Raw genomic sequence first — 11,500 nt, 5'->3', positions numbered from 1 at the left:
TCTCAGATCGCGAGCTCGCGCCGGGTGACTTTACCGGTCGCGTTGCGCGGCAGCGCGTCCGAAGTGATCCGCCACCGGGCGGGCACCTTGAAATAGGCGAGGCGATCGGCGACGAAGGCGCGCAGCTCCTCCGGGTCCACCGCCCCTGGTTCGGCGACGACGATCGCCGCCACTTCCTGGCCCAGCTCGGGGTGGGCGACGCCGAAGACCGCGCACTCGCCGACGGCCGGGTGTTCGACGAGCACGTTCTCGATCTCGGTGGGGTACACGTTCTCGCCGCCGCGCAGGATCAGGTCGGTGCGCCTGCCCGACACGGTGAGTCTGCCGTTGTCCATCGTGCCGAAATCCCCGGAGCGCAACCAGCGTTGGTCATCGATCGAGGCCGCGGTGGCCGCGTCGTCGTTCCAGTAGCCGAGCATCACGTAGGGGCTGCGGATACAGATCTCGCCCTCGGCACCGTCGGCGACCGCGTTGCCTTCGGTGTCGCGGATCTCCACCGCCACCCCGATGATCGGCCTGCCGACCGAGGCGTCGTCCGCGGCCAGGTCCAGCGGGGTGGCGACCGTCGCCGCGGTGCCGCTCTCGGTGAGGCCGTAGCTGGTGGTCAGCGAGAATTGCAGGGTCGGCATCTTCTCGCGCAGGCTTGCCAGCAACGCGGGTGAGGACGGCGCCGAGTTCAGCGAGAGCGCGCTCAGCGAGGACAGATCGTGTTGGTCCACCTCGTGTTCCAGCAGTCGTGCGGCCATGGTCGGCACTGCCGCCCAGTTGGTGACCTTCTCGCGCTCGACCAGGCTCAGTACCCGGCCGACGTCGAAGGCGCCGTGCGGGAACACCGCCGCCGCACCGGTGCGCAGGCGCGGGATGACGAGGTTGTGCAGGCTGGCGATGTGGAACAGCGGCGCGGTGACCAGGTAGCGGCGATCGCTGGGAGCGTCGCCGGGCTCCTGTCCCATGAACGCGGCCAGCATGGCGTCGGTGAAACGGTGATAGTCGCTGATCGCCACCATGTTTCGCTGCGAATGGACCACGCCTTTCGGTCTGCCGCTGGTCCCGCTGGTGTAGAGGATCACGGCCGGATCGTCCTCGCCGACCGGCGTGCTGGGGATCTCGCCGCCGCCGAACTCGGCGATCAGGGCGGGCAGATCCTCGTCCATGGTCAAGACAGGCAGTTCGGTGCCGGTCTCGGCCAGCAGCGCGGCCCTTTTCGCGTCGGCGACGACGACTACCGGCGTGGTGTGGCCCAGCCCGTAGGCGATCTCCGGCGGCGCCCACCAGGCGTTGTAGCCGACCGGGATCGCGCCGAGGCACTGCGCGGCCCAGAACGCGATCACCCAGTCCGGGCCGTTGGCGGCCAGGATGCCGACGCGATCGCCCTTGCCGACGCCGTACCTGGTGGCCAGGGCTGTGGCCAGCGCACCCGCGGCCGCGGCGTGCTCGGTGAAGGAGATCCGGCGATCCTCGGTGACGAGGTAGTCGCGATCGCCCCACGTCAGCGAGTGCTCCAGGAGTTCGCGCAGGGTGGCGCGGCGGTGGGCGAAGACCGGAATGGATACGCCGAGAACGGGTTCGACGGTCATCTCGAACGGTGCGCCCGGCGCGGTCAGGCCCGCCGCCACCTTGGCCACGAATTCCTGTGGGTCTACAGCATCGGTCATGTTCTTCTCCATCAAGGAATCAGGACGGCGCGGCCGCGGATCGCGCCGGAGTCGAGTCGGTCGAAGGCGGTGCGGGCATCGGCCAGGTCGAACTGCTCGACCTGGGCGCGGAGCTTGCCGGCGGCCGCCAGAGCTACGGCATCGGTGAGGTCGGATCTGGTGCCGCCGTAGGACTTTCGCACCGTGGCACCCCAGGGCAATCCGGGTCCGCCCGCCGGTCCCGAGTCGATGCCGGTGGCGCCGCCGCCGAGACCGACCAGCCGCACTGCGCCGTTGGGGGCGACGGACTCGACGGCGATCTTGACCGTGGGATCGGCGCCGACGAAGTCGAACACCGCCTCCGCACCGCGTCCCCCGGTCAGTTCCAGGATGGCGGCAGCGGTGTTCTCGTCGGCCCTGAGCACGATGTCGGCGCCGCATTCGGTGGCCAGGGCGAGCTTGTCGGCGTCCACGTCGACCGCGATCACGGTGGTCTGGGTGAGCGCCTTCAACAGCTGGACCGCGACGTGACCGAGTCCGCCGATGCCGATGGCGACCGCGGTGGCACCGGACCACAGCTGATCCATGGCGCCGCGAATGGCGTGCATCGGCGTCAGGGCCGCGTCGGCGAGCGGCGCGGCGTGGACGAAGTCGAGGTCGTCGGCGATCGGTACGAACGAGCGCGCCGGGATGCGGACGTACTCGGCCATGCCGCCGTCGGGACCGAGGCCCGGGCACGGCGGCATCGCGGTGCGGCCCGCCGCCAGGCATACATTCTCGTTGCCGCGCAGGCACTCCCGGCATTCGCCGCACGACCAGCACAGGTACACGATCCCGCGTTCGCCGACGCTGCGGCCATCGACCGCCGAACCGATCGCCTCGATCGTGCCCGCGATCTCGTGGCCCAAGGTCAGGGGCTTCTCGCTCATCGGGAACGGCAGACTCAGCACGAACGAATCCGAATGGCAGATCCCGGCCGCGCCGACCCGCAGCAGTAGATCGCCGGGGCCGAGTTCGGGGACGGGCACCGTCCGCAATTCGAGCGTGCCCGGGGCCGTCAACTGCATCGCGCGCATGGTCATCGGGCGTCTCCTACCGCGTCGAACGTGGCCTTCAGATAGCTGTCGCACCGATCGGACCCGATCAGTCCGGTCGCCATGCGATTCATGGTGTAGGCGAAGGTGATTCGGCGATCGAGGTCGTTGACGACCATCGACCCGCCGTAACCGGCCCACCAGCAGACCCGCCCGTCGGGGATGTGCGGGAACGTCTCCGGTCGTGGCAGCCCGTAGCCGATGCCGAAACGCAGCGGAGCCAGCAGCGCCAGGTCGATGCCGTCGGCCTGCTCGCGGAAGATCAGCTCGATCGTCGCGGGCGAGAGGAACCGCCTGCCGCTCAGCTCGCCGCCGTTGGCGATCAGCGACTGGATGCGGGCCACCGAGCGCGCGTTGCCGTGCCCGTTGGTGCCGCCGATCTCGGCCGCTCGCCAGGCCGGCGTGGCGGTTTCGGCGACCTCGAGCCAGGGACTGGTGAGCGTCTTGATCAGCACACTGTCCTGGTCGAGGGTCGACAGGTCGAAGTCCGGCATCTCCGGCGGGACCAGGGTGGCGATCCGATCGGCGTGCTCGGGACCGGTGCCGATGTGGAAATCGGCGCCCAAGGGCCCGGCCAGCTCCTCGGCGAAGAACGTGCCGAGCGAACGACCGGTGATGCGGCGGACGAGTTCGCCGATGAGATGGCCGTAGTTGATGGCGTGGTAGCCCGAGGCGGTGCCCGGCTCCCACCAGGGCGCCTGCGTGGCCAGCCGGGCGGCGGCGGCATCGGTGTCGTAGATGTCGGACAGCTCGATCGGCTTGTCCCAGCCCGAGACACCCGAGGTGTGCGAGAGCAGGTGGCGAACTTCGATGTCCGCCTTGCCGTTCGCCGCGAATTCGGGCCAGTAGTGGGCCACCCGCTGGTCGACGGCGAGTTCACCACGGTCGACCAGCAGCAGGGCGCACAGCGCCGTCATCGTCTTGGTGACCGAGAAGACGTTCACCAAGGTGTCGGCCGCCCACGGCGTGGTCTGTTCCGGGTCGGCGTAGCCACCCCACAGGTCGAGCACCGGATCGCCGTCGACGGTGACGCACAGGGCGGCGCCCAGTTCGGCGCCGGAGGCGAGGTGTTCGTCGAAGGCCGCACGCACACCGGCGAATTCGTCACGGCACGAGCCCGAAGAAGTGCTCATCGCGCCGCCTCGATCGTCACCCGAGCGGGCACCGGCAACGTATTGCCCGCGGCGGCGGCACGTTTCGCGCCGCGCTCCAGCTCCTTGGTCATCGAGCGCACGTACGGCTCGAATTCGGTCTGGATGGTGTGCCGGGGCGAATCGTAGTAGCGTCCGGTGCGTTTGGCCTCCTGCGCGCCGAGCACCTCGTCGATCTCCGCGCGCGGGGGCAGGTGATAGCGGCCGGTCAGGTAAGCCGCCACCAGCTTGCTCTGCTGCTCGGCGAAGTTCACCAGCGTCGGCATCGGCTGGGCCAGACCGAGATAGAACAGATTGTCCACGCCGGGCTTCATCATCATCTGGAACAGCGGGAACCGATTGGCTGCGTCGGGCACCAACTCGGTGTCGGCGAAGAACGGAAAGCTGATGTGGTAGCCGGTGGCGCACACGACCACGTCGACCTGCTCGCTGGTGCCATCGGCGAAATGCACGGTGTCGCCGGCCAATCGGGTGATCGCGGGCTTGCACTCCACGTCACCGCAGCCGGCCCGGTGCAGGAATTCCTCGCTCGCCGACGGATGCGCCTCGAACGGCTCGTGATCCGGCGTCGGCAGACCGTAGGTCGACATCTCGCCGCGGTTCTTGCGCACGAAGCGCTGTTTGAGCTTGAGCGCGATCTTGGCGGGAATCCAGGCGGGCATCGACGCACGGTCGCCCACTCGGCCGTTGACGTACTTGGGCAGCACCCACACGCCGCGACGGGCGGAGACGAACAGCTTCGAGGCGATGAACCGCTGGGACAGTTCCGAGGCGAGGTCGAGCCCGGAGTTGCCCATGCCGACCACGACGATCCGCTTGCCGCGCATGTCGATCGGGTCGAACGGGTCGTTGTAGGCGTGGCTGTGCATGAGCACGCCGTCGAATTCGCCGGGATAGTCCGGGAATCGGGGATTCCAGTGGTGGCCGTTGCACACGATCAGCGCGTCGTAGACCTCGGTATCGCCCGCTGCCGTCGTGACCCGCCACAGGCCCGCGTCGTCACGCTCGGCCGAGGTGACCAGGCTGTTGAACCGGATGCGCTCGCGCAGGCCGAAGTGGTCGACGTAGTCCTTGAAGTACTGCAACAGCTGCGAGTGGTGCGGGAAGTGCGGCCAATCCGCCGGGGCCGGGAAGTCCTCGAACTGCAGGCGGTACTTCGAGGTATCGATGTGCAGGCTCTGATAGCAGGCCGACATGCCGTTGGGGTTCTTGTAGTACCAGTTGCCACCGACCTCGTCGGATGCCTCGTAGCAGTCGAACGGGATTCCGTTCTCGGCAAGCCGTTTGGCGGCGGTGATACCCGAAGGTCCGGCGCCGATGACGCACACCTTGGGTAATTCGCGTGTATCCATGCACAACTCCTGAGCGGCCTCGGTCATCGATGACCATGCCGTGATGTGGACCACAGGATAACGTCTCACTAGACATCATGTCCAGTGAATGGGCTGATCGTCTAAGATGACCCCATGACGACCGAACCCGCCCGCCGTGGCTCGCTCCGCGAGGAACAGAAGCGTCTGACGAAGGCCCGGATCGTCGAGACCGCACGCACCCTGTTCGAGACGCAGGGCTACTCCGATGTCCGCGTCGACGACATCGCCGCCGCCGTCGGGTGCAGCCGGGCCACCTTCTACCTGCACTTCACCAGCAAAGGCGAGGTACTGCGCGCCATCGCCCAGGAAGGCACCCTCGCCAGCGTCCGGGATTTCTACGCCGACCTGGACCGGGTCCTCACCATCGGTTCCCGGGAGTCGTTCGCGGACTGGATGACTCGCGCGATCGACTGGTTCTTCACGAACAAGGACATGCTCCCGGCCTGGGACGAGGCCACCGCGCTCGAACCCGAATTCCGCGCGGTGGCGCGCGAGGGCATCATGACCCTGGCCGACACCATGCCCGCCTATCTCGCCCGCTGGCCCGAGCACCGCCGCGACGAGGCCCGGCTGCGGATCGAACTGCTCGTCGCCCAGCTCGAGCGGTTCTTCACCCGCTGGGCGATGCAGGGCACCATCGACGTCTCGGCCGCCCAGGCCGCGGCCGTGCTCACCGATGTCTGGTTTCCGGCCCTCCAGGCGCCGGACTGAGATCAGAGCAGACCGAGCACGCGAGCCTGGGCGATCGCCTCGGCGCGCGCGTTCACGGCGAGCTTCTGGTAGATGCCACGCAGGTGCGTTTTGACGGTGTTCACCGAGACGCCGAGGTCAGTGGCGATATTGCCCGCGGTCATCCCCGAGGGAAGCTGGCGCAGCACCACCAGTTCGGTGTCGGTGAGTTGCGGTGCGCCCGCGGTCGCGCCACGGTGGGCACGGATACGGTCGACCAGCGCCGCGTACTGGCCGAAGCGCGCGCCGATCCGGGCGAGCAGTTCCGCGGCCTCCGGCACGTCGAGGAACGGGCGCGTCAGCTGTTCGGTCGATGCCTGCGCGAGCGCCTGTTCGCAGGCATCGTCGACCTTGCGGGGGCGATCGAGGCGGTCGGCGGCGACCGCGACCAGCAGCCACGCCGCGACCAGCGAGCGCGAGGAACAGCGCGGGGCCACCAGCAGCGGTTCCAGCACCGTCAACACGACGGCGGGGCGATGGGCGTAGAGCGCCAGTCCCGCTTCGGCGACAGCCATCTCGGGGGTCCGGCCGAGCACGCGCGTCGCGTGGTCGACCAACTGCTGCGCGTCGGCCCTGGCCTGCACCCGCAGCAGCAGCCACAACACGTCGGTGACCAGGTCGCCGGTGCCGTGCAGCGTCGGCGATTCGTCGAGCAGGCGGTGCAGTTGCTTGGCGAGCGCGACCGCCGCGGCCGACCGATCCGCGGCGTCGGCGAACATCAGCACGCCGGTCATGATCGCCACCTGACGCACCGGCGCGGGCACCACGGTCTCGTCGGCCGCGACCCAGGGCAGGCCCGGCAACGGCCGCTCGAAATCCACGCCCTGCTGATAGGCGCCATAGGCCGCGAGCACCCTGGCCGGAGCGGCCTCGGCCGAGCCGGCCAGTTCGTAGCGTCCGGCGCAGTCGATCGCCTGGGCCGCCAGCGCGCGCAACTCACCGATCCGGCCGGCCGCCCCGGCCGCCCCGGCCGTCGCGGTTCTGGCACGGACCGCGACGCGACCGAGCCCGGCCTGCTCGGAGTGCACGATCGCGTGCCGTACAGACGCTGCGCCACTGTCGATTTCGCCCGCGTAGATCTCGGCGATGCCGCAGTGCAGCGCGGCATAGCAGTCGAGGTCGGGCTGGCCGGTCACCGGCGGCAGCGGCCAGCGCATCGAAGACGAATCACCCACCAGGACAGCGACTCCCGCGCTCACGGCGCGGTCGAGCGCGACCACCCACTCGGCGGGCACCATCGGCACGGCCGATTCGGGGCCCACATGGGCGGCTTCGAGATAGACCTCGGCGGCGGCGATATCGCCCGACTCCACCGCGACCGCCGCGCGCAGCAGACGAACGAAAGTGTCGTGTTCGGAAAGGTTTTCGACGGCGGCGAGCAGGGTGTGGCCCGTGCCGTCCAGGACCATGCGCAACCCCCAGTCGCGCAGGAAGGGCACCAGCCCGGGAGCGCCGGGCTCGGCCAGGACGTGCCCGAGCGCGGGCCCCGGCATCGCGGCCGCGGTGAACCACGCCGCCACCCGGCGATGACAGTCGGGCAGGCGCTCGGGCCTGGTGTAGGCGGCCTCGGCGAGCAGGTAGGCGCGCAGGAGCGGATGGTAGGTGTGCCAGAGTTCGCCCGCGTGGGCAACGGTGTGCAGCGGGAAGTTCGCGCGCAGGAGTTCGTCGAGGATGCGGGCCGCGTCGTCACCGACCAGGTCCTCGGCCAGCGGGAGGCAGAACTGCTCGGGAACCGCGGTGGCGAGCAAGAATTCGAGCGTGGGCGCGGGCAGCGCGGCGAGCAGTTCGGCGACCAGGAAATCGGCGACGGCGTGTGAGGGGCGGGCCAGCGCGGTGAGGGCGGTGTCGCGGTCGGTTCCGTTGGCCGACAGGCAGATCGCCGCGATGCGGACCAGCGCGGCCCAGCCACGGGTCAGGTTCTGGACCACCGCGAGTTCGGCGTCGCCGAGTCGGCAACCGTGCTGGGCGAGCAGTTGCGCGACCCGGTCCGGGGACAGCGCGAGTTCGGGCGCGCCGATCCGGGTGAGCCTGCCCGCCAGATCGAGGGCATGCCACCGCAGCGGCGGGTCGAATCGGCTCGCGATCATCGCGGTGACCTGGCCGGGCAGGTGCGTGAGCAAATATTCCAGGCCGGCGAGTTGCAGTGGGTCGGTGAGCAGGTGGGCGTTGTCGATCACGAGCACGGTCGGCTCGACATCGGCCAGCGCGGCGATGAGGTCCACGGCGCGGTCCATCGGCGTGTGCAGCATCCCGGTCGGGGCGAGATCCGGGGTCGGCTCGAGTGTTCGCGCGATGTCGGCCAGCAGATCGGGTCCGCGCTGTTCGGCGACGGTCAGCCACGCGACGCGCGCCGAGCACCGGCGGCGCACCCAGTCGACCAGCACGACGGTCTTCCCGCTGCCCGCGGGCCCGCACAGCAGCACCGTCTGCCCGGCGGCGGCCTGCGCCCGATCCAAGCGGGCGAATGCCTCGTTGCATCGAACCGGGGCGAAGGACAGCTCGGGAAGACCAGCGGCCCCACCCGCCACAGCTATTACCGAGCCGCCACCGTGAAAGTCCAGAGAACCCGACGACGAAGCCATCTTCACCCTCCTGAACACGCTGTTCACCGCGCGGCGGCCGACCTCCGCCGAGATCGACGGTAGGCGAATCAGCGGCTGTGCGGTTGCTGGCGAGGGGAAGTGCGGGCGCTCGTTATCATATCGACGTCGACTCGTCGGCGAACGTCAGTCGGGCAGCTGGGACATACTCAGCAGCGTGAGGCCGAGAGTGTCGATGCGGGCCATCACCCCGCGCATGGCCGTACTGTCGGCGACCAGACCGAACAGGGTGGTGGTTCCGGTGGGCGAATGCGAGCTGGGGCGCAGCTCGGGAAAGGCCGCGAGGACACGCTCGGACAGCTCGCCCTCGATGACGAACTGATAGCGCAGCGGGCCGGTCGTCGACATGATTCCAGTGTCGCGGCCGGTCGCCGGGGGCGCCTCATCCGCTCCGGGTGAATTCGCTCGCCACCTGCGACGTCACCGGCCGCAACATTTTTAAACATAGTTATTTCAGTTTTCGGGACGCGGTGCCGATCCGGTGGCTAATGTCGCGCTCATCAACAGCGCGAACAGGAGAACATCATGAAGATCTACCAGGCGCGGCGTGCCGGTTTCGGACTCACGGCCTTCACCGCGGTGGCCGCGGCCGCCGTGCTGGCAGCACCCCAGGCATCCGCGCTCGTGCAGGGGATCGCGGTGAGCGGCAGCACGCATTACGTGGATACCGCCTACACCATCACCGCCGATGTCACGGCCACCTCGTTCCTGTTCAAGGTGACCTTCACCGACAACGGCACCAAGATCGGCGAGCCGGTCTCGGTAGCCGACGGCAAGGCCACCATCACCTGGACGCCGAAGACCACCGGCGCGCACGAGATCAAGGCGGTGCAGGAGCTCATCAGCTCGAAGACCGTCACGATCACCGTCGCCCCGAAGCCGACCGACCCCGGCGGTGGCACCGGTACCGGTTCCGCTGAGCTGGGTGGGCTGCTGTCGGGCTCGGCCGGCTAGCCCCACCCGCACGACGGCCGCCGCGAACCTCTCCCCGCGGCGGCCGTTCGCGCGTTCAGGCCTGGTCGTAGGCCTGTTGCAGGGCGGCGATGTCGAGTTTGGACATCGAGCGCAGCGCCGTGCCGACGGCGATGACGCGATCGGCCTCGCCGCCCATCAGCTCGGGCAGCACCGCCGGGACCACCTGCCAGGACACCCCGAAGCGGTCGGTGAGCCAGCCACACGGGCCGGGCGCGCCGCCGCCACTCGTCAGCGCCGCCCAGAGCCGGTCGATCTCGTCCTGGGTATCCACGATCACCTGCAGCGAAGCGGCATCGCTGTGCGGGTGGCCGGGTCCGCCGTTCATCAGCGTGACCGCCTGGCCGTCGACGTCGAGGGTGACGATGAAGGCCGAACCGTCGCCCTGACGGGTGACCTCGGCAACGCGCGAATTCGGGATGGTCGCCGCGTAGAGCTCGCCCGCCGCTTCCGCGTCGGCGTCGAACCAGAGGAAAGTGCTGACGGACATGATGTGCTCCTTGATGTGAGTGGCTTGCTTCACCCACTGGTCGGAGCCGGCCATCGCCCTTCGACACATCCGGCGAACTCTTATTTGCGCGGCAAGGTCTCCGCGAACCCCACCCCGCGCTGGACCCATTCCCGCAATGCGGCGTCGTCGTCGACGGTCTCGGCAGCCACTCGCAGCCAGCCGTGCAGCTCACGCCCGCCCATCACCATCGGTGTGATCGCCGAACCGTCGAGCAGGGCATCGCCTTCGGCCGGGGCGACCCGCACCAGCAGCCCACCCTTGCCGCTGGCGGCCACGGCCATATTGCCGCCGATCAGGAAGGCGAGACCACCGAACATCTTCCGCTCGTCGAGGTCGGGCCGTGGATAGACGATCTCCCGGATCCGCTCGGCGAGTTCCTCGTCGTATGCCATCGACTCAGTGTGCGCCGAGGCACCGACAACAACGCTCAGATGCCGAGGGCTGCGGCGAACATGGGCCAGGAATCATGGACGTCGTCCTGCCAGTACGGCCAGGCGTGGGTGCCCGCGGCGCGGAAGCGGACGTCGGCCGGGATGCCGAGTTGGGCCAGCCGGCCCGCGAGTGGGCTCGAGCAACTGCCGACCACGGCTTCCATGGTGCCGCCGACCACCAGGCGGTCGAGCAGGACGCCGACATTGCCCGCGATGCTCGGATCGTTGAAGGCCTCGTGCGGGCCGGGGGCGCCGTTGCCCGAGGACAGGTAGATGGCGGTGCCGCGCAGGCGCTCGGCGTGCAGGGTGGGGTCGTTGGCCGCCCACGCCGGGTCGCCGGGGGCGCCCCACATGTTGGTGGCGTCGGCGCCGAAGGTGGCCAGCTGGGCCCGGACCAGGGTTTCCGCGAGCGGGTTACTGGTCTGTGTGCACCCGCTGAAGGCGCCGACCGCGCGATACAGGCCGGGCGCCGCGATCGCCAGGTTCAGAGCCGAGGTGGCCGACATCGACAGGCCCGCGACGCCGTTGGCGCCGGTCATGCCGAAGCGATCGTTGAGCAGCGGGGGAAGTTCGTTCGTCAGGAAGGTGGACCACTTGTTGCGGCCCAGCGCGCCGTCGTCGCGCTGCCAGTCGGTGTACATGCTGGCGCGCCCGCCGATCGGGACGATCACATTCACCGGTTTGTCGGCGAAGAAGTCGACCACATCGGTGCGCCGCATCCACGGCCCGCCGCCCTCGCCGCCGTCGACCGCGTTCAGCAGATACAGCGCGGGCGCGCCGGACCCGGGATGCGACATCCAGACAGTGATCGGGCGGTTCATCGCCGCGGAATACACGACCACCTCGAATTGCCTGCCACCGAGCGGGCGGACGTCGAGGATCCCCGATTCCGCCGACGCCGCCGGTGAGACGACGATTCCACAGCCGAGCAGGACGAGCAGACAGCACATGAGCCGACGCATGCGACGTAGTGTGCCGCATGCCCCCGCTAATGTCCGGCATTGG

The 11,500-nt window shown here is 69.2% G+C and carries 11 protein-coding genes; 2 read left to right on the top strand and 9 right to left on the bottom strand.

The window, feature by feature from the left end:
- Window positions 1-2 precede the first annotated feature (2 nt).
- Genes ACFWFP_RS00345 through ACFWFP_RS00330 form a run of 4 tightly spaced genes read right to left on the bottom strand, consistent with a single transcriptional unit; the run spans window position 3 to window position 5,231 of the window.
- The gene (locus ACFWFP_RS00345; RefSeq protein WP_379292366.1) at window positions 3-1,655 is read right to left on the bottom strand and encodes a class I adenylate-forming enzyme family protein; all 1,653 of its coding nucleotides are present in this window, start codon (window positions 1,653-1,655) and stop codon (window positions 3-5) included.
- A gap of 11 nt (window positions 1,656-1,666) precedes the next feature.
- The gene (locus ACFWFP_RS00340; protein WP_379293706.1) at window positions 1,667-2,710 is read right to left on the bottom strand and encodes an NAD(P)-dependent alcohol dehydrogenase; all 1,044 of its coding nucleotides are present in this window, start codon (window positions 2,708-2,710) and stop codon (window positions 1,667-1,669) included.
- 2 nt (window positions 2,711-2,712) lie between these two features.
- On the bottom strand, window positions 2,713-3,861 hold the full coding sequence (locus ACFWFP_RS00335; RefSeq protein WP_379292365.1) for a serine hydrolase domain-containing protein: 1,149 nt from the start codon (window positions 3,859-3,861) through the stop codon (window positions 2,713-2,715).
- Window positions 3,858-5,231: a flavin-containing monooxygenase gene (locus ACFWFP_RS00330; protein WP_379292364.1), complete on the bottom strand. Its 1,374-nt coding sequence runs from the start codon at window positions 5,229-5,231 to the stop codon at window positions 3,858-3,860. The genes ACFWFP_RS00335 and ACFWFP_RS00330 overlap by 4 nt, the downstream gene beginning before the upstream one ends.
- A gap of 114 nt (window positions 5,232-5,345) precedes the next feature.
- Here ACFWFP_RS00330 and ACFWFP_RS00325 point away from each other — a divergent pair, with 114 nt between their 5' ends.
- The gene (locus ACFWFP_RS00325; RefSeq protein ID WP_378632776.1) at window positions 5,346-5,963 is read left to right on the top strand and encodes a TetR/AcrR family transcriptional regulator; all 618 of its coding nucleotides are present in this window, start codon (window positions 5,346-5,348) and stop codon (window positions 5,961-5,963) included.
- Between the two features lie 2 nt (window positions 5,964-5,965).
- Here the strand turns inward: ACFWFP_RS00325 and ACFWFP_RS00320 are convergent, their stop codons facing one another.
- Together ACFWFP_RS00320 and ACFWFP_RS00315 are read right to left on the bottom strand one after the other, a co-directional pair.
- Window positions 5,966-8,563, bottom strand: coding sequence for a LuxR C-terminal-related transcriptional regulator (locus ACFWFP_RS00320; protein WP_379292363.1), 2,598 nt, complete (start codon window positions 8,561-8,563; stop codon window positions 5,966-5,968).
- 144 nt (window positions 8,564-8,707) lie between these two features.
- Window positions 8,708-8,929 carry a hypothetical protein gene (locus ACFWFP_RS00315; protein WP_379292362.1) on the bottom strand — a complete coding sequence of 74 codons (222 nt, stop codon included), beginning with the start codon at window positions 8,927-8,929 and terminating at the stop codon, window positions 8,708-8,710.
- Window positions 8,930-9,106: 177 nt separating this feature from the next.
- Between ACFWFP_RS00315 and ACFWFP_RS00310 the strand changes: the two genes are divergently transcribed.
- Entirely contained in the window at window positions 9,107-9,535 is a 429-nt protein-coding gene (locus ACFWFP_RS00310; RefSeq protein WP_379292361.1) for an Ig-like domain-containing protein, read from the top strand.
- 55 nt (window positions 9,536-9,590) lie between these two features.
- On the opposite strand, the gene ACFWFP_RS00305 is transcribed toward ACFWFP_RS00310, so the two are convergent.
- The 3 genes from ACFWFP_RS00305 to ACFWFP_RS00295 form a co-directional block, all read right to left on the bottom strand.
- Window positions 9,591-10,043, bottom strand: coding sequence for a VOC family protein (locus ACFWFP_RS00305; RefSeq protein WP_379292360.1), 453 nt, complete (start codon window positions 10,041-10,043; stop codon window positions 9,591-9,593).
- Between the two features lie 80 nt (window positions 10,044-10,123).
- Window positions 10,124-10,456 carry a TfoX/Sxy family protein gene (locus tag ACFWFP_RS00300; protein ID WP_379292359.1) on the bottom strand — a complete coding sequence of 111 codons (333 nt, stop codon included), beginning with the start codon at window positions 10,454-10,456 and terminating at the stop codon, window positions 10,124-10,126.
- A gap of 35 nt (window positions 10,457-10,491) precedes the next feature.
- Window positions 10,492-11,457: an alpha/beta hydrolase gene (locus ACFWFP_RS00295; RefSeq protein ID WP_379292358.1), complete on the bottom strand. Its 966-nt coding sequence runs from the start codon at window positions 11,455-11,457 to the stop codon at window positions 10,492-10,494.
- Between the last annotated feature and the right edge of the window lie 43 nt (window positions 11,458-11,500).

Origin of the sequence: Nocardia sp. NPDC060249 (assembly GCF_042728755.1) — a bacterium.
GTDB lineage: Bacteria > Actinomycetota > Actinomycetes > Mycobacteriales > Mycobacteriaceae > Nocardia.
This window is presented reverse-complemented; position numbering and strand designations above follow the sequence as displayed.

Bases quoted from the DNA above. Each gene is read 5' to 3' on its own strand.
- ACFWFP_RS00345 (WP_379292366.1), bottom strand. From the start codon at position 1,655: ATGACCGATGCTGTAGACCCACAGGAATTCGTGGCCAAGGTGGCGGCG.
- ACFWFP_RS00340 (WP_379293706.1), bottom strand. From the start codon at position 2,710: ATGCGCGCGATGCAGTTGACGGCCCCGGGCACGCTCGAATTGCGGACG.
- ACFWFP_RS00335 (WP_379292365.1), bottom strand. From the start codon at position 3,861: ATGAGCACTTCTTCGGGCTCGTGCCGTGACGAATTCGCCGGTGTGCGT.
- ACFWFP_RS00330 (WP_379292364.1), bottom strand. From the start codon at position 5,231: ATGGATACACGCGAATTACCCAAGGTGTGCGTCATCGGCGCCGGACCT.
- ACFWFP_RS00325 (WP_378632776.1), top strand. From the start codon at position 5,346: ATGACGACCGAACCCGCCCGCCGTGGCTCGCTCCGCGAGGAACAGAAG.
- ACFWFP_RS00320 (WP_379292363.1), bottom strand. From the start codon at position 8,563: ATGGCTTCGTCGTCGGGTTCTCTGGACTTTCACGGTGGCGGCTCGGTA.
- ACFWFP_RS00315 (WP_379292362.1), bottom strand. From the start codon at position 8,929: ATGTCGACGACCGGCCCGCTGCGCTATCAGTTCGTCATCGAGGGCGAG.
- ACFWFP_RS00310 (WP_379292361.1), top strand. From the start codon at position 9,107: ATGAAGATCTACCAGGCGCGGCGTGCCGGTTTCGGACTCACGGCCTTC.
- ACFWFP_RS00305 (WP_379292360.1), bottom strand. From the start codon at position 10,043: ATGTCCGTCAGCACTTTCCTCTGGTTCGACGCCGACGCGGAAGCGGCG.
- ACFWFP_RS00300 (WP_379292359.1), bottom strand. From the start codon at position 10,456: ATGGCATACGACGAGGAACTCGCCGAGCGGATCCGGGAGATCGTCTAT.
- ACFWFP_RS00295 (WP_379292358.1), bottom strand. From the start codon at position 11,457: ATGCGTCGGCTCATGTGCTGTCTGCTCGTCCTGCTCGGCTGTGGAATC.